Below are 24,416 nucleotides of genomic sequence, written 5' to 3' on the forward strand. Positions count from 1 at the left end.
TGGCGTGTAAGGAAACCCCATGTCTCTTGGAACCAAAATCGCGTGGGACGACACCGTCCTGCCCTTTCAACTTGATGTATCGGATATGCGTGGCCGCGTGGCGCGGCTGGACGGGGTGCTGGATGGCATCCTGCAACAGCATGATTATCCGGAAAAGGTTGAGGCACTGGTGGCCGAAATGGCCCTGCTGACCGCGTTGATCGGCCAGACGGTATCGCTGCGCTGGAAACTGTCGCTGCAGGTGCAGTCCAAAGGGGCTGTCCGAATGATTGCCACCGACTACTACGCGCCAAAGACCGAAGGTGAACCAGCCCGAATTCGCGCCTATGCCAGCTTCGACCGTGACAAGCTGACAGATGCGGCACCTTTTGATCAGGTTGGCGAAGGGTATTTCGCCATTCTGATCGATCAGGGTGAAGGCACGCAGCCATATCAGGGTATCACGCCACTGGCCGGAGGGTCGCTGAGCGCCTGTGCCGAGGCTTATTTTGCGCAGTCCGAACAGCTTCCAACCCGGTTTTCGCTGAGCTTTGGAAAATCGACCGAACCGGGTGTTGGTGAACACTGGCGCGCGGGTGGCGTGATGTTGCAGCACATGCCCAAAGCATCCCCGTTTGCGGCGTCAGGCGAAGGCAGCGGTGAAATACTGACCGCCAATGATCTGGTTGACGGAGAAGAAGGTGAGAATTGGGGTCGGGTCAACATCCTGCTGGACACGGTCGAAGACCTTGAGCTGATCGGTCCCTCGGTTGCGCCGACCGACCTGCTTGTCCGTCTGTTTCATGAAGAAAAGCCGCGGGTCTATGACGCTCAACCGGTGCAGTTTGGGTGCACCTGCTCTGAAGATCGCGTGCGCCAGAGCCTTTCGATCTATTCGGCCAAGGACATCGAAAAGATGACAACGGACGAAGGTCAGGTGACAGCGGACTGTCAGTTCTGTGGGGCGCACTACGTGCTGGATCCCGCAACGGTCGGGTTTGATGCAGACGGTGCCTGACCCAACAGAAACGCTGCGAGCGGCTTTGCGCCGCCCCGGCCATGGCTCAAGCGATTTCGATCTCAACCCAGAGACCGTCTTGCCGGAAGGCCGTAAATTGCGCCCGGCAGGTGTATTGGTCCCGATATCGCTTGTGGATGATACGCCGCGCCTGATTTTGACGAAACGGTCCTCGGCCCTGAAACACCATCCCGGTCAGATCGCGTTTCCTGGCGGCAAACAGGATCAGGAAGACCCCGACGTGACCGCGACAGCCCTGCGCGAAGCACAGGAAGAGATCGGCCTGCCGCCCAATTTGCCCGAGATTTTGGGCCATCTGCCAACGCATGAAACGGTGACATCGTTTACCGTCACACCTGTTGTTGCCGTGCTGCGCGAAAGGTTTGACCCGATCCCCGAGACAGGCGAAGTAGACGAGGTTTTCTCGGTTCCGCTTGATCATGTGCTTGACCCTGCGAATTATATTGTCGAAGCGCGTCGCTGGCGGGGTCAACGGCGGTATTATTTCACGGTGCCTTATGGCCCCTATTACATTTGGGGTGCGACGGCGCGTATGTTGCGGGGGTTGGCCGCGCGGATGAGTGAATGATCAAACTGACGGATAGCTGGGTTTCGAATCCGGCAACGCAGAAAGTATGCGCTGCGCTGGGCGATGCCGGGGCACAGGCTTTGTTTGTTGGCGGATGTGTTCGAAATGCGCTGTTGGGTGCGTCAGTATCTGATATCGACATTGCGACTGACGCACGTCCCGAAAGGGTCATGGAACTGGTACAGGCGGTGGGGTTAAAGGCAATTCCAACCGGCATAGACCACGGAACGATTACGGTTGTTTCCGAAGGCATCCCGCACGAAGTCACCACTTTTCGCCGAGATGTCGAAACGGATGGACGCCGGGCTGTGGTCGCTTTTGCAAATGACATTAAAGAAGACGCAGCCCGTCGCGACTTTACCATGAACGCGTTGTATGCGCAGGCGGATGGCACGGTTCTGGATCCTTTGAACGGGTTGCCAGATCTGCAGGCGCGTTGTGTCCGCTTCATAGGGGCTGCCGAAAACCGAATCCGCGAAGATTATCTGCGGTCACTGCGCTATTTCCGGTTTCACGCCTGGTACGGCGATGCGGATGCAGGCTTCGACGCAGATGCCCTTGCGGCGATTGCTGCCAATCTGGACGGGCTGACCAGCCTATCCCGGGAACGCGTCGGAGCAGAATTGTTAAAGCTGCTGGGCGCGCCCGACCCCGCGCCGTCGGTTGCGGCGATGCGCAGTGCGGGTGTCTTGTCGCAAATTCTACCGGGGGCCGAAGACCGCGCACTGGCGCCGCTGATTGCGTTGGAACAACAAGCTGGTGTTGGGCCAGAACCGCTTAGACGATTGGCTGCAATTGCAACGCCCGAGCTGGCCCAAACACTGCGTCTCAGCAAGGCGCAACTACAACGCTTGACCCGAATGCGGGAAGAGGCGGCCGGAAATGCGGGCATTGCCGAGCTTGGGTTTCGATACGGTGAAGAAGATGGAATGCACGAAGTTCTGCTGCGTTGTGCTTTTCTCGAACAACCCTGGACCGAAAACATGCAGGACGATTTGCGCAAAGGATCTGCCGCCGATTTTCCAGTACGCGCAACCGATCTGATCCCCGCGTTTTCTGGCCCTGCGCTGGGCAAAAAACTGGCCGAGCTTGAGGCGCGTTGGATCGCGTCCGGTTTTGTCCTGACCCGCGATGACTTGCTGGGCGGTTAGTCCCGAGTCTCAAAAGGGGATGACAATTTGAATTGTTTGTGGTTACGTGCGCCAGTCACATGAATGGAGGGATGCGAATGTATTACGGGATCTGGGACAGCTAAGGCTGGAACACTTTGACCCGTAGGGGTGGTGTTCTGGCACCATCTTTCTTCGCATGACTAATTTTCTGCTCAATCGGAGCACTCTCCATGTTTCGCTATTTCGAAAACCTCGTTGACCCTTTTGTTGCCTACAAGGAAACCAATACGCCGCCCACACGGTTGTGGCCGTTCATGTTGGAATATACCCGGCCCTTCTATCGGCTTTTTGCCTGGGCTGCTCTGATCTCGGTCGTCGTTGCGGCGGTCGAGGTGGGGTTGATCTATTACATGGGTCGCGTGGTCGATCTGTTGTCGGGTTCTCCGGCTGAGGTCTGGCAATCCCACGGTACCGAACTGATCCTGATGGCCGTGTTTGTTCTGCTGCTCAGGCCGCTGCTTCATGTGGTGGACGTTTTGCTGCTGAACAACGCGATCCTTCCGAATATCGGCACGATATTCCGCTGGCGTGCGCATAAACATGTGCTGCGTCAGTCCGTCAAATGGTTCGAGAATGATTTTGCAGGCCGCATTGCAAACCGGATCATGCAGACACCTCCTGCCGCAGGCGAAGCCGTGTTTCAGGTGTTCGATGCCATATCATTCTCGCTGGCGTATCTGGTTGGCGCAGCAATTCTTTTGATGGCGGCCGATCCCAGGTTGTTGTTGCCCCTTTTGATCTGGTTCGTGTTGTACGGGTTGTTGGTGCATTGGACGGTTCAGCGGGTTGGGCCCGCGTCCAAGGCGGCCTCTGACGCGCGCTCGGCCGTGACCGGCCGTGTGGTGGACAGCTATACTAACATCCATTCCGTCAAGATGTTCGCGCACGCTGAACAAGAGTTGGACTATGCACGCGAAGCGATAGAGGAAACGCGCCGCACTTTCCAATACGAGATGCGGATTTTCACCATCATGGATGCCGTTCTTGTCACACTGAACGGATTGCTGATTGTGGGCGTTGTCGGCTGGTCTATTGCGCTTTGGATGCAGGGCAGCGCTTCGGTCGGAGTGGTGGCGGCTGCGACGGCGCTGACTTTGCGGCTGAACGCGATGACCGGTTGGATCATGTGGGCCCTGACCAGTTTCTTTCGCCAGTTGGGTGTTGTGGCCGAAGGGATGGAAACGATTGCCCAACCCATTGATCTGCTGGATGCCCCCGACGCCAAACCGCTGAACCTGACCAACGGCCAGATCGACATCCGTGAGTTGTCGCACCACTATGGGCGTAAAACCGGTGGGCTGGATCATATCAACCTCACGATCCAGCCGGGTGAAAAGATCGGGTTGATCGGACGTTCAGGCGCTGGGAAATCGACTCTGGTTAAGCTGCTTTTGCGCTTCTACGACGTAGAGCAGGGTGCAATTCTGATCGACGATCAGAACATTGCGTATGTCACGCAAGACAGTTTGCGCAGTCGTATCGGTATGGTTCAGCAAGACAGTGCTTTGCTGCATCGTTCGGTCCGTGAAAACATCCTGTATGGCCGACCAGACGCCACAGAGGAACAGATGATCGCCGCCGCCAAACAGGCCGAGGCGCATGAGTTCATTCTGGACCTGCAGGATCCGCAGGGGCGCACGGGTTACGATGCCCATGTGGGCGAGCGGGGCGTGAAGCTGTCGGGAGGACAGCGGCAACGTGTGACCCTGGCACGGGTGATCCTGAAGGACGCGCCAATCCTGTTGTTGGATGAGGCGACATCTGCCCTAGATTCCGAGGTCGAAGCTTCGATTCAGGAAACTCTTTACGGTATGATGCAAGGTAAAACCGTGATCGCCATTGCCCACCGCCTCAGCACGATCGCCCAAATGGACCGGATTTTGGTTATGGATGGCGGCCGGATCGTCGAGCAGGGCGGTCATGCGGACCTACTGTCTCAGGGCGGGCTTTACGCTCAATTCTGGGCGCGGCAATCAGGTGGCTTCCTGAACCCCGAGGCTGCGGAATGAGGATCGCCGACCTCATAAACCCGTTCAAAAACGTAGAAACGCCCCCGCCGCAATCATTGGGGGCGTTCATCCGCTGGAGCTTGTCCGGCGCGTGGCCAATGCTGTTTGTCGCGGCTTTCTTTTCGGCCAGTGCCGGCGCGCTTGAGGCCGGAACGGCGTGGATACTGGGCCTTGTGGTCGACATTGCGACCACCAGCACACCAGAGAGCTTTTTCACCGCTGGCAATATATGGATGATTGCAGCCGCGGCAGCCTTCTTCATGCTGGTGCGCCCGGTCTTCTTTGGCCTGTCGGCGTTTTCGAACAACTATGTGGTCATGCCCAACATACCACCACTTGTGCTGGCCAAGTTGAACCGCTGGACGCTGGGCCAGTCGGTGACATATTTCGATGACGATTTCGCTGGGCGGATCGCGCAAAAACAGATGCAAACGGCAACCGCTATGGCGTCTGTTGTGTCAGAAACGATCAGTGCGATTGTCTTTGCGATGGCTTCGTTGGTCGGCTCTTTGCTTTTGTTAGGCTCTATTCATCCGTTGGTGATGATCCCTTTCGTCGTATGGCTGGGCGTCTATTTTTTGTTGATCCGTTGGTATCTGCCGCGCATTCGCAAACGGTCGGCTGCACGTGCTGGCGCGCGCGCGATGGTTTCAGGGCAAGTGGTTGATACGATCACCAATATCAAAACCGTTAAGCTATTCGCGCATTCCGCGTTCGAGGATCAGGCAGCGCGAGATTCGATGGTGGATCTGCGAGAACGGTCTTTGGAATTTGGCCGTCTGTCGGCCAGCTTTCGGTTCATCCTGATGGCTTTGGCCGGTGTCCTGCCGGTTGTTCTGATGGGCGTAACGCTGGGTCTTTGGCAAGCGGGCAATGCGACACCGGGTGATATTGTGGCGGCGGGTGCAGTCTCGATCCGGATATCGCAAATGACGGGCTGGGTCAGCTTCACGCTCATGGGGCTGTATTCCAATGTTGGCGAAATCGAAAACGGCATGAAAACGCTGGCAAAGCCAGAACGCGTCGAAGACAGCCCCACGGCAAAACGGTTGGTGGTGACCGAGGGGCGAATTGAATTTGACCATGTCAGTTTTGCTTATGGCCGCAATATCGGCGGTGTGTCCGGCATCGACATGATGATTCAACCTGGTGAGAAACTAGGCATCGTCGGCGCCTCGGGTGCGGGTAAGTCAACGTTGGTGTCGCTGTTGCTAAGGCTCTATGATGGGGAAAATGGCGTAATTCGTATCGATGATCAGGATATCGCGCAGGTTACTCAGGACAGTTTGCGCAGCCAGATTGGGATGGTCACACAAGAGACCGCCATGTTCAATCGGTCGGCCCGCGAGAACATCCTGTATGGCCGCCCGAACGCCACAGAGGATGAGATGGTTGCAGCGGCCCGGAAGGCCGAAGCGCATGATTTTATCCTCGGCTTGCAGGATGCGCATGGTCGTACGGGTTACGACGCGCATTTGGGTGAGCGGGGGGTAAAGCTTAGCGGTGGACAGCGTCAAAGGATCGCGTTGGCCCGCGCCATCCTCAAGGATGCGCCAATTCTGGTTCTGGATGAGGCGACCTCGGCCCTGGATTCTGAGGTTGAGGCGTCGATTCAAGCGGCATTGCACAGGGTGATGCAAGGCAAGACGGTTTTGGCCATCGCTCACCGCTTGTCCACCCTAAGTGAGATGGACCGGATCGTGGTTCTGGATCAGGGGCGTATTGTCGAAAGCGGCACCCATGACGCATTGCTTGAAAAGGGTGGGCTCTATGCGCGGTTCTGGCACCGGCAGTCGGGCGGGTTTATTCAGGCCGAAGCCGCAGAATAAGGGTTTTGTTGCATCAAAAGCCCCGGTATCACGCCCGTCATGACGCAGCAGTATACCATAAACCGCCTTGGACATCAGGGCGACGGCATTGCAGATGGACCGATCTACGCCCCGAGGACTCTGCCTGGTGAAGTCGTCACTGGTGTGGTCGAAGGTCAGACGCTGACGGATATCCGGGTCGAAACGCCGTCAGATCAACGGGTTAAGGCGCCCTGCCGCCATTACAAAGCGTGCGGTGGCTGTCAGTTGCAGCATGCTGCGGATAGCTTTGTTGCCAGCTGGAAGGTGGATGTCGTGCGCAACGCTTTGGCGGCTCAGGGGTTGGAGGCGCATATGCGCCCGATCCACACATCGCCTGAACGCACGCGCCGTCGCGCCACAATCGCTGTTCGGCGGACAAAAAAGGGCACTTTGGCGGGTTTTCATGGTCGGGCGTCCGATACAATCACTGAAATTTCTGATTGCCATCTGCTGGAGCCCGGTTTGATCGCGGCGATTCCGGTTGCCGAAGCCTTGGCCGTTCTCGGGGGCAGCCGCAAAGGCTTGCTTGCTGTGACACTGACCCTGTCCGAAGGCGGGCTTGATGTAGCGGTCAAAGGGGGAAAACCACTGGACGGGCCGTTGGAATTGGCGCTGGCGCAAGCGACCGAGAAATACGGATTGGCGCGGCTGAGTTGGGACAATGAAGTTATTGCCATGCGCCACGCGCCGGTTCAACGGTTTGGAACAGCCGCGGTCGTGCCACCACCGGGCGCTTTTCTTCAGGCAACGAAGGATGGAGAACAGGCTCTAACAAGCGCTGTTTTGCAAGCTGTATGTGGCGCGAAGCGTGTCGTAGATCTATTTGCTGGCAGCGGTACGTTCTCGCTGCCGCTCGCCCAAGGGGCCGAAGTGCATGCCGTGGAGGGCGAGGCCGAGATGACCCAAGCGCTGGACCAAGGGTGGAGACGCGCACAAGGTCTCAAGCGGGTTACGTCCGAGGCGCGGGATCTGTTCCGCCGTCCCTTGATGCCCGACGAACTGAAATCCTTTGATGCGGTCGTACTGGATCCGCCCCGAGCCGGCGCCGAAGCACAGGTTTCCGAACTCGCTCAGGCCAAACGACCCGTGATCGCTTATGTCTCGTGCAATCCTGTGACGTTTGCGCGCGACGCAAAAATACTTGTTAACGCGGGATACACCCTTGAATGGGTACAGGTGGTTGACCAATTTCGATGGTCGTCACACACCGAACTTGCCGCCCGGTTTACCCTGAACTCTTAACCCGAACAGGAGAGCACCCGAATGGGGATCACCCAACGCTTGCTTACCATCATTGAAGCCCCGATTTTCGGGAAATTCATCACAGGTGTCATTCTGTTCAACGCGGTGTTGCTGGGGATGGAAACCTCTCCAACAATAATGGAGGTGGCTGGGCCTTTGATCGTGACACTGGATAAAGTGTGTCTTGCGATCTTTGTGGCGGAAATCGCGATGAAGCTTATCGCCACCGGACGTAAGTTCTTCACAAGTGGCTGGAATATATTTGATTTCGTGATCGTTGGCATCGCCCTTGTCCCAAGCGCGGGGGCGCTTTCGGTGTTGCGTGCACTGCGTATTTTGCGGGTTCTGCGGGTCATCTCGGTTGCGCCGCGCCTGCGCCGGGTGGTCGAAGGGTTCATCTCGGCCTTGCCGGGGATGGCCAGCGTGTTCCTGTTGATGGCGATTCTGTTTTATATCGGTGCGGTGATCTCGACGAAGCTGTTCTCGTCATCCTTCCCAGACTGGTTCGGCGATCTTGGGTTGTCCGCCTATACACTGTTCCAGATCATGACACTGGAAAGCTGGTCGATGGGTATCGTGCGTCCGGTCATGGATGTTTATCCCTATGCCTGGATGTTCTTTGTACCCTTTATCATGGTCACGACATTTGCGGTCGTTAACCTGCTGGTAGGTCTGATCGTGAACTCTATGCAGGACGCCCACCATGCCGAGGATGAAGTTAAAACCGATGCCTATCGCGATGAAGTGCTGGAGCGGTTGGAATCAATTGAACGCCGATTGATGGAGCAGTCGAACAGCAAAAAGTGATTTCAGTTTTTGCGATTTCTGGCATAATCCTTAAAAAAAACAGAGCAGCAGGCAGTGAAACATGGATCGTCGAGCATTTGGATTGGGTGCTGTGGCTACGCTGGGCCTTTCGGCCTGTGCATCAGCCAGCCCACGATTTCTGACTTATGATGGACCCGAGGTGACCTCATTGGTCATCAATAAAGGTGCACGAAAATTATATCTTTTGCACAATGAACATGTGCTTAAGGAATATAAAGTTGACTTGGGCTTTGCGCCTGCCGGGACCAAAACCGAACGTGGCGATGGCCGTACACCCGAAGGTACTTACCTGATAAACCGCCGTAATCCGAACAGCCGCTATCATTTGTCGCTGGGCATTTCTTATCCAAACTCCAAAGATATTGCACAGGCTAAGGCTGCCGGTGTCGATCCGGGCGGCGATATATTTATCCACGGTCAACCGAATCGCCGTGCAGAGCGTAAGCGCGCGAGCAAAACACCGGATTGGACAGCGGGCTGCATAGCGGTCAAGAACGAAGAGATCGAAGAAATCTACGCGATGGTTAATCGCGGTACGATCATAACGTTGCGTCCGTAGCCGGTTTCCAAGCTCCAAACCCGAATTGCATATAGTCGCGTTGGTAGGCCTCCCCTGCCAGCGTTTCGAGTTGTTCGTCGTAGATCTGGGCCAGCGTGTAAGGCGTATCCGCAGCGATTTCTTTGGGTTCAGGTGGATTGGCGTGACCCATTTGTTGGGCCACCCTCGATAACGCTACGGGCAATTCATTTTCGCGCAGGATAAGATCCGGCATGGCAAAGGATGCCATCCCTTCCAACACCTGTGCTTGACTGCACCAGACGCCATCCACGCGAACCGGGGTTTGCCCTGCCAGATTCTGGCGCAAGAACACCAGAAATGCCGCAAAAGCTTCGCGATGCTGATCAACCGAGTAGTTTTCGTCGCGCACCTGTCCGGGGATCGGAATTTTGAACCTGTTACGCAGCATATTGCGGATCTTTAGGTATGCACCTGGTTCGGTGCTCAGGATATACCGGCAAAAGGCTGTGTGTGCTCGCGCCAACGGGTGACGTAGAACCGTGAATTTTCGATGTCCGGGATGCGCCTGCATCCACCGGCGGGTTTGTTTGCGGTTTTGGTTGATCAACAGTTCATCGGGATCAACGTGATCCAGCGCCGCCATCCAATCCCTTATCTGCGCTTCAACTCCGTTGCGAACAGGAAGATACATAAGCGGTGTCTTTGGGCCCGCGACATAGTTCGCTACTGCGGGCCCGCGACGAGGCTCCAGATTGGGTGAGCGGTGCAGATTGAACCGGTCGAACTGGGACAAGGCGGCTTCCATCTCAACCGGGTTCGTGACCTTCTCCAAAGGCGGCTCTGGATTTTGGGGCTTCAGCGTATCATCGAGTGCGGAAAGGCGGCTGTCTATACCCAGCCATTCGGCCAGACCGTTTATCGTGTCCAACCGGTTCAGATCATCATACGAGATGTAGAAAGCTGTTTGTCCCGACGCCTGTAAACGATGCGATAGCAGCAGTTGAAACTGCTCTAGTTGCTCCAGGTATTGTTCAAACTTGGTGGTGTCGAATTCAATCTGCGCATCGCGGCGGCGCTTAACGTTTTTGAGCTGCCACTGCTTGGTTTCACGCGCGATTTGCAGGGAAATGTAGCTGTCCATGGGATTGCGCGTCAAAATGATCTTTGCGCAGCGCGGATCATCCAAAACAGGCTCTAACACACGCGGATCATGCCCATCGAAAAACCGAAACCCGTTGATCTGCCCTGGGCCTGAGCGAATGGCATCCAGCAGGGTTGCGGGATCGCTATCTCGTGTTTCCAGTGAGACGCCCAACAGCTCATCCGATTTTAGCCGTCCGATAAAATGCGGATTGAAGGCTTCGCCATGGCTGGTAATCCCCTCCAGCGCGTTCAGGTTGGCCTCAAGCAAGTTGGACCCGGTGCGCATGGCGGCAAGAATGACGAAATAGTCGAACCCGGAGTGCATGGCGGCCTACTGCACAAGATAGGGTTTACGGTAAGGCTTAGGCTTGCTGCCAAACACGTCATCAACAGGGAAATCGCCCATAAGATACGGGTGCATTCCCTGGTTTTTGAGGTTTTGCAGAAACTTCCCAAAGCCCGTCAGGTCAACCATGGTTGGAGCAGTTGTCAGATGGCTAGTGGCCGACGCGCCGATTTCATCCGTTATCGTCTGCAGGGCCTCGATCGGGGATTCAATGAATTCCGCCAATGACCATGTGCGCACGCGCGCCTTGGTCCAGACCGAGTTCAGAACCTCAAGCTGCTTGGTTTCGATCCGCTGCAGGCGCGCCGCCTCATTTCGTATGTCGCCAAAGTTCAGGTTCTGCCGAAACAGCGGAATAGCCCATGCGCCGGTGATTACCGAAATCTGAGCGTTTCTGTCCCGTGCCAAAAACCAATTTGCGGCTTGCGTGTCTCGCGGGCCGAATTGGAAACACTGCCGTTCACCGCGTGTGTTCCAGATCAGGTTGGACACAAAGGCGGTCGGATTATAGTCGCGCAGCGTCGCGCAATCGCTGAGCGCACCGTTGGTGATTGCCTCACCGCCAGAAAACTCGGCCCTTTCAGGGGCGAACAGATGTCCATGTACACGTGCGCCCGTGGTATCGGCCAACCAAGGCTCGAAGTCTTCGAACAAGTCCGAGAAGCCCTGAAATACTGAATATGGAAAGCATGTCAGACCGTTTTCACTGCCGTGTCGCGGAAACCGGCTTTGCATGTAGAGGCCATCGCGCCCTCGGGTCCGACGCTCGACCGCCTTAGAGAAAACCCTGTCAATTTTTCCTGGATTGGGCTCGGCTGGCTTCATGGCGCCAGTCTGATCGGTCAGAAAAGCCTGATACAGTCGGTCGGCGTTGCACCAGACCTTGCGGGCGACAAAGCAATCTGACCGACGCAAAAGCTGCAGGTGATCATCATAGAAAATGTGCGGTCGACCCTGAAAGTCGAATTTGGACAAAGTCAGCGACCGGCTTTCGATATGGGTCGAATACAACCGAGCCAGCGTTTGAAAATAGCTTTCATCCGGTATCCAGACCCTGCGAAAATAACGATCATAAATCTTGCGTTTCGGATCCTGAAGAATCGCCGTTAGCGTTTGGCGGGTCAGACACCACCACTGGCTGCCCATATGTGGAACCAGACCTTCGGGAATACGGCGGCGCATCCCCAGCGCACGCTGCATTTTGACATAGGCATCAAACAACTTGCGGTGCCGGCGCCAAGAGAACGGAAACCGCAGTGTAAAGCGTTCCTGATCCAGCCCACCGATGGTCCAGCTGACATCCGCTGTTGTTGCGCTTTCGATGAAATCCACCCGCGGGCGATGCGATAGGTAATCCACCAGCTCGGCAACCGGCCTGAGCGGCAGGCACGCACCCGAGGCAAGATAAACGTGGTGAACATCGGGAAAGCTATCCAACAGCGTTTCGGCTGCAGTTTGCGACGCGGCCACGATGCCCCACCCGCCCCACTGACATGTGTGCCGTTTCGAAAAACGGATCAGCGGGTCATCGGCACAGGATGCAACAAACCGGGAATATTCCGCGTCTGGCACTTTTCGATCCACGTGGATCATAACCGGGCAGCCTGCAGCGGACCAATGGCGGGCGACCTGCTCGGCGCGGTGCAGGGCTGTGTGAACCAGCATGACGACGCCCAGACTGCTCATGCCCAGTTGCCCTTCGACATGAGGCCCAGAATTTCCAGTTGCCGCCAGTTGATGTATTTCTCTGACCACGTACACCAGAAAACCGGCTGTTCATCCAAACCTTGCGCGTAGGCGCGGTACTCGCCGGACCTTCGATAATGCTGCCCGCGCTCGACCTCTTCCCGGGCCTTGTGGCCCAGAGTGTCTATGAGTTTGGCGTGCAGTAAGGCCCCACTTGTTTTTTCGCCGCCCCATTCGTCGTAGACCTGATTTAAACCCCGTGGCAGCAGCGAATGGGTCGAGCTGACATAGACATAGCGACGATCCCATTTGACCAGAGGGATCTTGTTCAAAGCCGGGGCCTTCGACGGGCTGTCGCGAAAGAATACCCGAGCCCGCGGCCCGCCTTGAATCCAAAGATTTCCGTACTCTGGATTCTTGGTGATCATGTAGTTTCCGGAATCGAACCAGCGTGCGATTTCGAATGGATCCTGACCTTCTTGATAGGGCTGAGCGTCCACCGGCCCACGCGGATACATATCCAGCAGCATGGTGCCAAAGCTGCGCACTGCGCAACCGTCCAGCCAATCCGTCAGAGCTTGGAGCGGGCGTGTGTCGCAAAACGGGTAGATAAAGAACTCATCCGGGTCGACCGTCAGCACCCAGTGCCCGTGCGCATATTTGCGCAGCAGGTAATTTGACCAGTCCAGTCCGAAGGTCGCGCGTTTGTAGCTAGCATTGGCACGCCAGACCGAGACGTCCGGCTGCGCGGCAAGGAACTCACCAGTTCCATCGTCGCTGTCGTTGTCCACAAATAAGAAGTGATTGATGCCCAGATTACGGTAGTATTCCAGGAAAAAGGGCAGGCGGATTTTTTCGTTTCTGACCACGCTCATCAGTAGCGTGTCGCGACGTCGAATATTGCCGGTTTTGTTGGACGTCGTCACAAGCTCACGCCGTTTGCGGACGCAACGCAAAATACGGCGCTTGCGCCGCAATCTCATCCGGTAAGAATCCAACAGGCTCACGTCACTGCCCAACCTTCATCATCTACGCGAGCATCCCCGGGGCCTGGATCAGCCAGAGTGGTGCCGGGTGATCATCGATTTATGCCACTTTTTCATCTATCAAAGCAATGCATTTACAACTTGTTAGCGCGCGTGGCGGAATTCCACTCAATCGCGCCCATCAACCCGATCTGCTGCAATTGTCTGGCACCGGTATAGCGGACGGATTCCGGTGTCCACATTACCGGCTGATTAAGAATGCCGTCGTAGTAGCTGTCGAACTGGTTGGGATCGTGAAAATGCTGACGACGGGTTTGTTCAACCCGCGACTTGTCGACGATTTCGGGCAGAAATTTGGTGTGAAGCAATACACCTGACGGCCCAGAGGCATCTGGTCCATCATAAGCCGCGTTCAAATTCCGTGGCAGGGCAGAATGGCATGAGTTCACATAGGCATAGCGGCGCGACCACCGAACCAGAGGTATCTTGTTCAACGTCGGAGATCGCATCGGCTGATCGGCAAAAAACATCCGCGCGCGTGCGCCGCCCTGAACCCAGAGATTACCCATCGGCTCCTGCCTTTTTGACCGGTAAGGGCCAGGGTCGAACCATTCCAGAATGTCGGTCGGGTCTGTTCCGGGCTCGTAGTGTTGTGTTCCCAATGGACCTTTGGGATACAAATCCAGCATCAATGCACCAAACGCGTTCTGCCCACGATCGTCCAGCCACGAAGTCAGTTCGCTCAGCGACCGGGTGTCATGATCCGGATAGATCAACAGTTCATCTGCATCCACCATCAGGGTCCAGTGGCCGTGCCCGTATCGGATTTGCAACCAAGTCAACCAATCCAGCCCAAAGCGCGATGCCCGGTAACTAGAATGTGTCTGCCAGAGCGACACGTCAGGCTGATCCAAGAGAAACGCAACCGAACCATCGTCGCTGGCGTTGTCGACAATCAGAAAGTGCCCGACGCCCAGATTTCGGTAATGGTGCAGAAACCACGGCAACCGAGACGCTTCGTTGCGTAAGGTCGTCAATGCCAGCACCGAGCTGGGACTGATCGCAGAGGTCCTGTCATGCAGGCACGTCATTTGGTGTCGACTGCGAAAAGACCGCCACAACAACCGCCGCCGTTTCAGGCGCAACCGGTATTTCTGCACCCAGCTTATCGAAGGAAGCGTATGGTGTTTCGCACCGGTCACGATGGTCCTATCGTTCGTAATTCCCGTTTTGATGCCACCGCCATGCATCAGAGATCATTGTCTCTAACGTTGAGCGTTTCGGCGTCCATCCCAACTCATCCCCGGCGCGGACCGATCCCGAGACCAGCTTGGTGCAGTCGCCGGCACGCCGCGGTCCGATCGTATAAGGCACCTCACGGTTCGTAACCGATTTCGAATGCCCGATCACCTCCATCACCGAAAAGCCGGATCCTGTACCCAGGTTGAAAACACGGCTGGCCTTGTCTTGCTCTAGCCAGTTCAGGCCAAGCACATGCGCGTCTACAAGATCACAAACATGCACATAGTCCCGGATACAGGTCCCATCCGGTGTGTCATAGTCGGTACCGAAAACAGTCAGACCGCCGCGCTTGCCATCAATCGCGTCCAGCATCAGCGGAATAAGATGTGTTTCGGGGCGGTGGAATTCGCCGACCTCTCCGTCCGGGTCGGCCCCAGCTACGTTGAAGTAGCGGAACACAACGTGTTTCAGACCATGGGCTGCTTCGAAGTCGCGCAGGATATCCTCGATCGCACGTTTCGAGGCCCCATAGGCATTCAACGGAAGCTGTGGGGTGTTTTCGTCCAACACCACGTTGTCATGTTCGCCGTAAGTCGCGCATGTCGATGAGAAAACGAAATTCAAACAACCCGCCGCCACAGCCGCTTCGATCAGAGTCAGCGAACCGGTGACGTTGTTGGTCCAGTATTTCCCGGGTTCTGACATCGCTTCACCCACCTGGCTAAGCGCAGCAAAATGCATGACGGCTGCCGGTTGGTACTTGGCGAACACTTCGTCCAAGCGGGCGCGGTCCAGCAGATCACCCTGCTCAAACGGTCCGAATTTGACGGCGTCCTGCCAGCCCGTGATCAGGTTGTCGAAGGTCACCGGCGTATATCCGGCCTGTTTGAGCGCCTTGCAAGCGTGCGATCCGATATATCCGGCCCCGCCGGTCACAAGAATATTGGTCATTGGAGCGTCCAGTAAGTTGTTCCACCTGCGATAAGGCTGGGATGCGGTTTAAGATGTGGCGCGGTGCGATAAAAGTGGGAAAGGTCAGTCCAGGCCCATCTCGGCCATCATGCGTTCCAGTTTTGGTACGTCTTCCGGGTTGTTCAACTCCCAGAACTGACGACCTTTGGCTTCGACCTCGACACACAGAACTTTGCGGCCGTTTTCCATAAAACGCAGTTGCTCGAGTCCTTCTAGTTTCTCCAGTGGGCCAACTGGCCAATTTGGATAAGCAGCCAGGGCGTCAGGACGGTAAGCATAAACGCCGACGTGATGATATACAGGGGTTGGGTCGGCTGCGGCATAGGTCTGCGCGGTGTAGGGCACGACTTCTTTTGAGAAATACATGGCGCTGTGATCCGCGGCAAAAACCGCTGTTGTTCCACCTACGCGCCCGTTTTTGCGATCGTTGAGCAAGCTGTTGAGGGCATCGCCATCGCAACGCAGAACGGGTGTCGCAACACCTGCTTGGGGTGCAGCACGCAGCCCTGCAACCAGATCTTCGACAAACCAATGCGGTGTCAGCGGCGCATCACCCTGCAGGTTCACCACGATATCATGTTCTGTGCCCAAGATCGTATGCGCCTCGGCGCAGCGTTCCGTTCCATTGCCGCAGCTTTCCGAGGTCATAACCACTTCGGCCCCGAACCCTTCGGCGGCTTCGCGGATCCGGTCATCGTCGGTTGCAACAACAACACGGTCGATGCCCGAGACAGAGCAGGCCGCACGCCATGATCTTTCCACCAGCGTCATCGCCTTTCCGCTTACCCCCGTCAACGGGACCAAAGGTTTCCCGGGATAACGGGTCGAGGCGTAGCGGGCAGGAATTGCAATCAGTACCGACATCAGGCGTCCTTCAACTCAACGCCCGGAGCGTAGGCGATAAAGAACGGGTTTGCATAGCCGTCCTTGCCATATGTCAAAGGCGAGTGATCATCGAAACGAACGACTTTCCCGCCTGCGCCTGCCAGAACCGCATGTCCGGCTGCGGTATCCCATTCCATCGTCCGACCGACCCGTGGGTACAGATCTGCCTCGCCCGTAGCGACCAGGCAGAACTTCAGGGATGAGCCTGCGCTTTTGCTATCCTGAACCTGGTATTTGTTAATGTAGTCTTCGGTTGCCTGATCCCGATGCGACTTGGATGCCACGATCAAAAGCGCCGAATTGTCCGGATTAGACACTGAAATCGGCGAGACATCCCCGGCCTGAGCTTTGTCGAGCGCACCGGTCTCTTCAACGGATTGACCATCGGCCTGTGTGTAGAACATCCGTCCCTTGGCGGGGGCATAAACGACACCACGGGTCGGTACACCGTTTTCCACCAGAGCGATGTTCACGGTGAAATCGCCACGGCGATTGATGAACTCTTTGGTGCCATCAAGCGGATCAACAATAAGGAACGTATCGCCTTTTTCTGAATGCGAGGCGGCCTGTTCTTCGGTTATCAGAAGGATGTCGGGGAACGCATCACGCAATCCGGCCGAGATCAGAGCGTCGGCGGCCTCGTCAGCTTCGGTCACGGGGCTGGCGTCCGATTTGACTTTGACGTCAAAATCGTCTGCTTCATAGATCTCCATGATCTTGTCACCTGCTTCCAGGGCCAGACGTCGAATGACAGGGATGAGGGCGTCGTAAGTCACAAAAATGCTCCGTTCGGATGGTTTGTTGATCGAAAAACCTGACGGCCTTATGATGTGCCGGTTACGGAACGGCAAGAAATTCGTGACAGATTGCGGGCAAATCGACAGGAAAGAACACGCAGTTGTTTTATTTTGAGCGAAATCGAACCCTTCTGGGCGGCGCGTTTACAACCGCGGAATTGGTGTTTCACGCAGTGGTGCGCAGTATCCGCTCGCAACGCTCGAATGCCGTTCTCGCCGTTGTCATGAATATCGTTCAGATCGTCGCGCTGGTCGTCGTGTTTTACCTGATCATGAGCCTCTTGGGGCGGTTCACGGGTGTGGCCAAAATACGGGGCAACGCGATCCTGTTTCTGCTGTCAGGGATCTTTTTGTTCATGACCCATATCAAATCCGTAACCAGCATGGCGGGGGTTGCGACCGGGAACAACCCGATGATGCTGCATTCACCGATGAACATGATGGTGATGCTTTTGGCGAAAGCGTTTGGAACGCTTTACACGCAAGTGGTTTCCATTCTGGTGATCTTGTTTGTGGTTCATGTCGGGGTCGAACCCCTGGAAGTGCAGTATCCGGGTGGCGCATTTTACATGCTGATATTGGCTTGGTTCACCGGCTGTTCAATCGGCGTAGTTATGATGGCACTCAAGCCGTGGCTGCCAACTCTGGTTGACATGTTTACCAATGTTTACAGGCGAATAAACATGATCTTCTCGGGCAAGATGTTTGTCGCAAATGCGCTGGGCGGGTTCACTTTGACAATGTTTATCTGGAACCCGCTATTTCACATTATTGACCAATGCCGCGGGTTTGTGTTCCGCAACTACTATCCTCGCAATACGAATTGGGAATACCCGCTTTGGGTGGGTATCATTCTGCTTTTGATCGGTTTGCTGGGCATCTTCTTCTCCCGGCAACACGTCTCCCAAAGCTGGGGTGCCCGTCGTTAAGTGGCCACGCGCAGCGTCAGGTTGATGCGCCCGCCCTTTGGCAGCAGCTTTGATGAGCCGAAGCGGATACGGTCGACCCCATGATAGGTCAGGCGTGCGGGTCCGCCCATCACGACCACATCACCTGAATTTAGCCAAACAGATTCGGTTGAGCCGCCGCGCGTGTTATTCCCAATCCGAAACAACGCGTCGTCTCCAAGCGAAATGGACAGAACGGGCCATGAGAAATCCGCCTCATCCTTATCCTGGTGCAACCCCATTCTGGTGCCTTCACCGTAGTAGTTGATAAGACAGCAGTCCGGTTCTCGCTCAGGGCTGGCAAGATCGCGCCATATCGCAAGGATTGGCTCTGGAATCGCGGGCCATGCCATGCCCTTGGGGTGTTGATTTTGGTATCTGTATCCACCCCGGTCTGACACCCAACCCAAAGACCCGGCTGAGGTCATCCGCACCGACATTTCCTTGCCCGAAGGCGTCACAGGTCGAAACAACGGCGCAGATTTCAGAATCGGGCGAAGCAGTTCAATCAGACGGGTCTGTTTGGTTCCATCCAGATACGCTTTTCGGATTTCAAAATCCCGCAAAACCAGCCGTGTCATCCAAGATTCCCCGATCCTTACCAAAACCTTGCAAAAAAGGCCGCAGATTCCCGAAAACCTGCGATTTACACCGCTTGCAGGCTTTTGGTCTCGCCCTTATATACGCCGGGACGCGTGATGGTGTAGTGCTATCGCGCACATCAGATCGGGGGCGGGTGCCATAACGGGTCCGGACCTCGGACATCGCCTTGAAGAGAAAGGGATTGAACATATGGGTAAAGTAATCGGGATTGACCTTGGGACCACGAACTCGTGCGTCGCGATCATGGATGGTTCGCAACCGAAGGTCATCGAAAACGCAGAAGGGGCGCGGACCACGCCCTCGATCGTCGCCTTCACCGAAGATGAGCGTCTGGTCGGTCAGCCTGCAAAACGTCAGGCGGTCACCAACCCCGACAACACGATCTTTGGCGTCAAGCGTCTGATCGGTCGTCGTGTGGATGATGCCGAAGTCGAAAAAGATAAGAAAATGGTGCCGTACGCCATCGTGAATGGCGGCAACGGCGACGCGTGGGTTGAAGCCCGCGGTGAAAAGTACTCCCCAAGCCAGATCTCGGCCTTCACTCTGGGCAAGATGAAGGAAACCGCAGAAAGCTATCTGGGTGAGGAAGTCACGCAGGCGGTTATCACCGTTCCGGCATACTTTAACGACGCACAGCGTCAGGCCACCAAAGACGCCGGTAAAATCGCCGGTCTCGAAGTGCTGCGGATCATCAACGAACCGACAGCCGCCGCTCTGGCCTATGGTTTGGACAAAGAAGAAACCCAAACCATCGCGGTCTATGACCTTGGTGGTGGTACCTTCGACGTGACCATTCTGGAAATCGACGACGGTCTGTTCGAAGTTAAGTCGACCAACGGTGACACCTTCCTGGGTGGTGAAGACTTTGACATGCGCATCGTCAACTATCTGGCGGATGAGTTCAAAAAGGAACACGGCGTCGATTTGAGCCAGGACAAGATGGCCCTGCAGCGTCTGAAAGAAGCTGCCGAGAAAGCCAAGATCGAGCTTTCCTCGACCTCGCAAACCGAAATCAACCAGCCGTTCATCTCGATGGGCGCAAACGGCCAGCCGCTGCACATGGTCATGAAGCTGACCCGTGCCAAGCTGGAATCGCTGGTTGGCGATCTGATCAAAAAGTCGATGAAGCCCTGTGCTGCTGCTCTGAAAGACGCGGGTCTGTCGGCTGGCGACGTGGACGAGGTTGTTCTGGTTGGCGGCATGACCCGGATGCCGAAAGTGATCGAAGAGGTCACCAAATTCTTCGGTAAAGAGCCGCACAAGGGCGTGAACCCGGACGAAGTGGTTGCCATGGGCGCCGCCATTCAGGCCGGTGTTCTGCAGGGCGATGTCAAAGACGTTGTTCTGCTGGACGTGACCCCGCTGTCGCTGGGCATCGAGACGCTGGGTGGCGTGTTCACCCGCCTGATCGACCGCAACACCACCATCCCGACCAAAAAGTCTCAGGTCTTCTCGACTGCCGAGGACAACCAGAACGCCGTGACCATCCGCGTGTTCCAGGGTGAGCGTGAAATGGCTGCGGACAACAAGATTCTGGGTCAGTTCAACCTCGAAGACATCCCACCGGCACCGCGCGGTATGCCTCAGATCGAGGTGACTTTTGACATCGACGCCAACGGCATTGTCTCGGTTTCGGCCAAGGACAAAGGCACCGGCAAAGAGCAGAAGATCACCATCCAGGCCTCGGGCGGCCTGTCCGACGAGGACATCGAAAAGATGGTCAAGGACGCCGAGGAAAACGCCGAGGCCGACAAGGAACGCCGCGAGCTGGTGGACGCCAAGAACCAGGCGGAGAGCCTCATCCATTCGACCGAAAAGTCGATGGAAGAGCATGCCGACAAGGTCGACCCAACCACCATCGAAGCAATCGAGCTGGCGATTGCCGCGCTGAAGGACGAGCTGGAAACTGAAAACGCCGACAAAATCAAGTCTGGCATCCAGAACGTGACCGAGGCCGCGATGAAGCTGGGCGAGGCCATCTACAAGGCACAATCTGACGAGGCCGAGGACGAACCGGCCGCAGCAGATGCCGCGCCGGGCGATGATGACATTGTCGATGCCGAGTTCGAAGATCTGGACGACGACAAACGTAACTAACGGGTAACCGGGCCAATTTGGGCCGGTCCGCTCGCCGGGCCGGCCCGATTACGTTGAGGCAGAAGGAAATACTGATGTCAAAACGCGACTACTACGATGTGCTCGGCGTATCCAAGGGTTCATCGGCGGATGAGATCAAGAAGGGTTTTCGCAAGAAAGCCAAGGAATTGCATCCTGACCGCAACAAAGACAACCCGGATGCAGAGGCGCAGTTCAAAGAAGCCAACGAAGCCTATGACGTGTTGCGCGATGCCGAGAAAAAGGCCGCGTATGATCGCTTTGGCCATGCAGCATTCGAAAACGGTATGGGTGGCGGTGGTCGTCCGGGCGGTGGATTCGGCCAGGGCGATTTCTCCAGCGCGTTCTCAGATGTATTCGACGACCTATTCGGCGATTTCATGGGTGGCCAACGCGGTGGCGGCGGCGGACGTCGCGCTGCGCGTGGATCCGACCTGCGCTATAATCTCAGGGTCTCTCTGGAAGAAGCGTTTGCCGGTCTGCAAAAAACCATCAACGTTCCGGCCGCAGTGGCGTGTTCAGCTTGCGATGGATCCGGTGCCGAAAGCGGAGTTGAACCGACAACCTGCCCAACATGTTCGGGCATGGGTAAAGTACGCGCACAACAGGGTTTTTTCACCGTTGAACGCAGCTGCCCGACCTGTTCAGGCTTGGGTCAGATAATCAAAAACCCATGTAAGTCCTGCGGGGGCGCGGGTCGTGTTGAAAAAGAACGCGCACTGTCTGTTAACATCCCGGCAGGTGTCGAGACTGGAACGCGTATTCGCCTTGCGGGTGAAGGCGAAGCCGGGATGCGCGGTGGTCCTCCGGGCGATCTGTATATCTTTGTCGAAGTGTCCGATCACAAATTGTTCGAACGCGACAGCGTGAACCTATATTGCCGTGTACCTGTCAGTATGGCCAAGGCGGCACTGGGTGGGTCGATTGAGGTTCCCACAATTGACGGCGGCAGAGGCCGCGTACAAATCCCAGCAGGCAGCCAATCCGGTCGTCAGATGCGTTTGCGTGGCAAAGGTATGCCCGCGTTGCGCGGTGGCGGCATAGGCGACATGTTCATCGAATTGGCTGTCGAGACACCGGTCAACCTGACAAGTCGACAAAAAGAACTCTTGCGAGAGTTCGATGATCTCGGCGAAGATAACCACCCTGAATCAAAAAGCTTTTTTTCATCGGTTAAGTCCTTCTGGGATGGGATGAAAGGCTGAAAAGACGCTAGATGGGGGCGCTGCCCCCGCCGCGGCAAGCCGCGACTCCCCCGGGATATTTAGGGCCAGATGAAGCAGGGGATCCATTCTTCATCTGGCTAAAAATATCCCGGAGCGCGAGGCAGAGCCTCGCAAAAACCCCTTGATTATTTATGCGTCGCCTGAGATGTTCCGCGCAACCGTTGGGGTGCCCTGCCTACAGGGCTGAGAGGCGCTTGCGTCAACCCATCGAACCTGATCCGGGCAATACCGGCGGAGGGAACGGTCTTTAATACCAAACAGACGTTTTCCATCCCGAGTTGCCCCCTAAAACCGGAGCGGCGACATGGCGTCTATCGCATTAACCATAGCAGGGTCAGACAGTGGTGGCGGCGCTGGAATCCAAGCCGATCTAAAAGCCATGTCAGCGCTGGGGGTGTATGGATCCAGCGTCATAACGGCTGTGACAGCCCAAAACACCAGGGCCGTAACTGCTGTGCATGGTATCCCGCTGGAGGTTATTGCTGCGCAAATTCACGCAGTTTTGGATGATCTAAACTTGACGGCTATCAAGATCGGCATGTTGGCGACCCCCGAAATCATCCAAACGGTTGCGGAATCCATCGCCTCATTTGAAGGTCCAATTGTGTTGGACCCGGTTATGATTGCGAAATCGGGCGATGCTCTTTTGGCGGAAGAGGCGGTTCAGACGCTGCGCGAGGTGATGCTTCCGCGCGCCACCGTGCTTACGCCGAACTTACCGGAAGCTGGCCGTTTGCTGGGTGTTCCAGAGGCCGTAGGTCCGGATGCAATGAAAGAACAAGGCCAGGCGCTATGCGCGTCGGGCGCCAGTTCTGTTCTTATGAAGGGTGGGCATGGTCGCGGCGAAATTTGTCATGACCTTTTGATCGACAACACTGGCCTTGTGGCAGAGTATTCAGCGCCTCGACGCCAAACGAAGAACACGCATGGCACTGGTTGCACGTTGTCCTCGGCGATTGCTGCTGGGCTTGCCAAGGGGTTGTCGGTCGAGGCCTCTGTCGCTGAGGCTCACGACTATCTGCAGGGCGCTATAGGGCAGGCAGACGCGCTAGACATTGGTAAAGGTCATGGGCCTGTGCACCACTTTCACCGGTTTTGGTCCGCGTGACGGTCTGGACGGTCATAGGCTCCGGTGTCGCCGGACTTGCTGTCGCAAGCGAGCTTGTGTCGCGTGGCGCGCAGGTGCAGGTATTTGATCCCGGCGGACCACCTGGGGCGCATGGGTGTTCGTGGTGGGCCGGTGGCATGCTTGCACCTTGGTGCGAATATGAGAACGCCGAAGAACCTGTATTGCGATTTGGTCAGGCTGCTTTGGATTGGTGGGACGCCCGCACGCAATTGCACCGTCGTGGAACTTTGGTTGTCGCCAACGCACGTGACCTGCCGGACCTACGCCGGTTTTCCCGCAGAACCGAGGGTTTCGATAGCATAGATCAGGCAAAAATCCACCAATTAGAGCCTGATTTGCACGGTTTCTCCAACGGGTTGTTTTTTTCGAACGAGGCTCATCTTGATCCGCGTCAAGCTTTGCTGGATTTGTACCGCCAGTTGCAAGATCAAGGCGTCCTCTTTCACCGAAAGCTTGCCCCTACCCGGTTACAGAATGTCGTTGATTGTCGGGGTCTGCACGCCCGAGAAACACTGCATGATCTGCGCGGTGTAAAGGGCGAGATGCTGGTAATCCGCTGTCCGGACGTCACCCTGACCCGACCTGTGCGTCTGCTGCATCCGCGCATGCCGCTTTATGTCGTGCCGCGTGGCGATGGCGTCTACATGTTGGGTGCAACAATGATCGAATCCGAGGACAGCAGCCGCATTACCGCCCGCTCGATGCTGGAATTGCTTAGCGCGGCTTATGCGTTGAACCCTGCTTTTGGTGAGGCTGAAGTGTTGGAAATCGGTGTCGATCTGCGCCCGGCGTTCCCCGATAACCTGCCTAGAATCCGACGGCTTGGGCATACGATCTATGCGAATGGGTTGTATCGCCACGGATACCTGTTGGCCCCTGCGCTGGCGCAAGGCGTCGCGGATCTGGCGCTTGAGAACAAACACTCGGAGATGGTCGATGAAGATCGTGCTTAATGGTGAGCTGCGCGAGGTGCGGGCTGAAACCTTGTCAGATTTGCTGGCCGAATGTGGCTTTTCCGGCCGCGTCGCTACAGCTGTGAATGAGGAATTTGTGCCCTCGGGCCTGCGCATTACTCACAAACTGGCAGATGGCGACCGGGTCGAGGTCGTCGCACCAATGCAGGGGGGCTGAT

22 protein-coding genes and 1 riboswitch are annotated in these 24,416 nt (G+C 56.3%); of the genes, 14 read left to right on the forward strand and 8 right to left on the reverse strand.

Features of this window, described 5'->3' with window-relative positions:
* Window positions 1-19: 19 nt before the first annotated feature.
* The 8 genes from hslO (at window position 20) to ACR0DG_RS14825 (ending at window position 9,246) form a co-directional block, all read left to right on the forward strand.
* On the forward strand, window positions 20-997 hold the full coding sequence (gene hslO, locus ACR0DG_RS14790) for an Hsp33 family molecular chaperone HslO (protein WP_480699346.1): 978 nt from the start codon (window positions 20-22) through the stop codon (window positions 995-997).
* Window positions 981-1,586 carry a CoA pyrophosphatase gene (locus ACR0DG_RS14795; protein WP_480699344.1) on the forward strand — a complete coding sequence of 202 codons (606 nt, stop codon included), beginning with the start codon at window positions 981-983 and terminating at the stop codon, window positions 1,584-1,586. The genes hslO and ACR0DG_RS14795 overlap by 17 nt, the downstream gene beginning before the upstream one ends.
* On the forward strand, window positions 1,583-2,737 hold the full coding sequence (locus ACR0DG_RS14800; protein ID WP_480699342.1) for a CCA tRNA nucleotidyltransferase: 1,155 nt from the start codon (window positions 1,583-1,585) through the stop codon (window positions 2,735-2,737). Before ACR0DG_RS14795 ends, ACR0DG_RS14800 begins: the two co-directional genes overlap by 4 nt.
* 191 nt (window positions 2,738-2,928) lie before the next feature.
* Window positions 2,929-4,767 carry an ABC transporter ATP-binding protein gene (locus ACR0DG_RS14805; protein WP_480699340.1) on the forward strand — a complete coding sequence of 613 codons (1,839 nt, stop codon included), beginning with the start codon at window positions 2,929-2,931 and terminating at the stop codon, window positions 4,765-4,767.
* Complete coding sequence (locus ACR0DG_RS14810; protein WP_480699338.1) at window positions 4,764-6,596, forward strand: ABC transporter ATP-binding protein; 1,833 nt, start codon at window positions 4,764-4,766, stop codon at window positions 6,594-6,596. The genes ACR0DG_RS14805 and ACR0DG_RS14810 overlap by 4 nt, the downstream gene beginning before the upstream one ends.
* Before the next feature lie 39 nt (window positions 6,597-6,635).
* Entirely contained in the window at window positions 6,636-7,859 is a 1,224-nt protein-coding gene (locus ACR0DG_RS14815; RefSeq protein WP_480699336.1) for a class I SAM-dependent RNA methyltransferase, read from the forward strand.
* 21 nt (window positions 7,860-7,880) lie between these two features.
* Window positions 7,881-8,666 (forward strand): ion transporter, encoded by a 786-nt coding sequence (locus ACR0DG_RS14820; protein ID WP_480699334.1) that lies wholly within the window; start codon window positions 7,881-7,883, stop codon window positions 8,664-8,666.
* A gap of 61 nt (window positions 8,667-8,727) precedes the next feature.
* A complete protein-coding gene (locus ACR0DG_RS14825) occupies window positions 8,728-9,246 on the forward strand; it encodes a L,D-transpeptidase family protein (RefSeq protein WP_480699332.1) in 519 nt (172 codons plus the stop codon).
* Here ACR0DG_RS14825 and ACR0DG_RS14830 read toward each other — a convergent pair.
* The 7 genes from ACR0DG_RS14830 to cysQ form a co-directional block, all read right to left on the reverse strand.
* Window positions 9,227-10,675 (reverse strand): nodulation protein NodH, encoded by a 1,449-nt coding sequence (locus ACR0DG_RS14830; protein ID WP_480699330.1) that lies wholly within the window; start codon window positions 10,673-10,675, stop codon window positions 9,227-9,229. The two genes, ACR0DG_RS14825 and ACR0DG_RS14830, sit on opposite strands and share 20 nt — an antisense overlap.
* A 6-nt stretch (window positions 10,676-10,681) precedes the next feature.
* Window positions 10,682-12,382, reverse strand: a complete 1,701-nt coding sequence (locus ACR0DG_RS14835; RefSeq protein WP_480699328.1) for a DUF5927 domain-containing protein — start codon at window positions 12,380-12,382, stop codon at window positions 10,682-10,684.
* Window positions 12,379-13,365: a glycosyltransferase family 2 protein gene (locus ACR0DG_RS14840; protein ID WP_480699515.1), complete on the reverse strand. Its 987-nt coding sequence runs from the start codon at window positions 13,363-13,365 to the stop codon at window positions 12,379-12,381. The genes ACR0DG_RS14835 and ACR0DG_RS14840 overlap by 4 nt, the downstream gene beginning before the upstream one ends.
* A gap of 137 nt (window positions 13,366-13,502) precedes the next feature.
* The gene (locus tag ACR0DG_RS14845; RefSeq protein ID WP_480707205.1) at window positions 13,503-14,459 is read right to left on the reverse strand and encodes a glycosyltransferase family 2 protein; all 957 of its coding nucleotides are present in this window, start codon (window positions 14,457-14,459) and stop codon (window positions 13,503-13,505) included.
* A 118-nt stretch (window positions 14,460-14,577) separates the two neighbouring features.
* Window positions 14,578-15,561 (reverse strand): UDP-glucose 4-epimerase GalE, encoded by a 984-nt coding sequence (gene galE / locus ACR0DG_RS14850; protein ID WP_480699324.1) that lies wholly within the window; start codon window positions 15,559-15,561, stop codon window positions 14,578-14,580.
* Window positions 15,562-15,645: 84 nt separating this feature from the next.
* Window positions 15,646-16,446, reverse strand: a complete 801-nt coding sequence (locus ACR0DG_RS14855) for a 3-deoxy-manno-octulosonate cytidylyltransferase (RefSeq protein ID WP_480699322.1) — start codon at window positions 16,444-16,446, stop codon at window positions 15,646-15,648.
* A complete protein-coding gene (gene cysQ / locus ACR0DG_RS14860; RefSeq protein WP_480699320.1) occupies window positions 16,446-17,243 on the reverse strand; it encodes a 3'(2'),5'-bisphosphate nucleotidase CysQ in 798 nt (265 codons plus the stop codon). Before cysQ ends, ACR0DG_RS14855 begins: the two co-directional genes overlap by 1 nt.
* A 122-nt stretch (window positions 17,244-17,365) precedes the next feature.
* On the opposite strand from cysQ, the gene ACR0DG_RS14865 reads away from it, so the two are divergent.
* Complete coding sequence (locus ACR0DG_RS14865; protein WP_480699318.1) at window positions 17,366-18,193, forward strand: ABC transporter permease; 828 nt, start codon at window positions 17,366-17,368, stop codon at window positions 18,191-18,193.
* On the opposite strand, the gene ACR0DG_RS14870 is transcribed toward ACR0DG_RS14865, so the two are convergent.
* The gene (locus ACR0DG_RS14870) at window positions 18,190-18,792 is read right to left on the reverse strand and encodes an alpha-ketoglutarate-dependent dioxygenase AlkB family protein (protein ID WP_480699316.1); all 603 of its coding nucleotides are present in this window, start codon (window positions 18,790-18,792) and stop codon (window positions 18,190-18,192) included. The genes ACR0DG_RS14865 and ACR0DG_RS14870 overlap by 4 nt on opposite strands.
* Window positions 18,793-19,003: 211 nt before the next feature.
* Between ACR0DG_RS14870 and dnaK the strand changes: the two genes are divergently transcribed.
* The 5 genes from dnaK (at window position 19,004) to thiS (ending at window position 24,415) form a co-directional block, all read left to right on the forward strand.
* Window positions 19,004-20,911: a molecular chaperone DnaK gene (dnaK, locus tag ACR0DG_RS14875; protein WP_480699314.1), complete on the forward strand. Its 1,908-nt coding sequence runs from the start codon at window positions 19,004-19,006 to the stop codon at window positions 20,909-20,911.
* A 74-nt stretch (window positions 20,912-20,985) separates the two neighbouring features.
* The gene (gene dnaJ / locus ACR0DG_RS14880; protein WP_480699312.1) at window positions 20,986-22,134 is read left to right on the forward strand and encodes a molecular chaperone DnaJ; all 1,149 of its coding nucleotides are present in this window, start codon (window positions 20,986-20,988) and stop codon (window positions 22,132-22,134) included.
* Between the two features lie 173 nt (window positions 22,135-22,307).
* Window positions 22,308-22,412, forward strand: a riboswitch (TPP riboswitch).
* A 47-nt stretch (window positions 22,413-22,459) separates the two neighbouring features.
* Window positions 22,460-23,263, forward strand: coding sequence for a bifunctional hydroxymethylpyrimidine kinase/phosphomethylpyrimidine kinase (thiD, locus tag ACR0DG_RS14885; protein WP_480699310.1), 804 nt, complete (start codon window positions 22,460-22,462; stop codon window positions 23,261-23,263).
* Window positions 23,260-24,237 carry an FAD-dependent oxidoreductase gene (locus tag ACR0DG_RS14890; protein ID WP_480699308.1) on the forward strand — a complete coding sequence of 326 codons (978 nt, stop codon included), beginning with the start codon at window positions 23,260-23,262 and terminating at the stop codon, window positions 24,235-24,237. The genes thiD and ACR0DG_RS14890 overlap by 4 nt, the downstream gene beginning before the upstream one ends.
* Window positions 24,221-24,415 carry a sulfur carrier protein ThiS gene (thiS, locus tag ACR0DG_RS14895; RefSeq protein ID WP_480699306.1) on the forward strand — a complete coding sequence of 65 codons (195 nt, stop codon included), beginning with the start codon at window positions 24,221-24,223 and terminating at the stop codon, window positions 24,413-24,415. The genes ACR0DG_RS14890 and thiS overlap by 17 nt, the downstream gene beginning before the upstream one ends.
* Window position 24,416: the final 1 nt, after the last annotated feature.

It is taken from the genome of Ruegeria sp. BG8, from assembly GCF_056538325.1.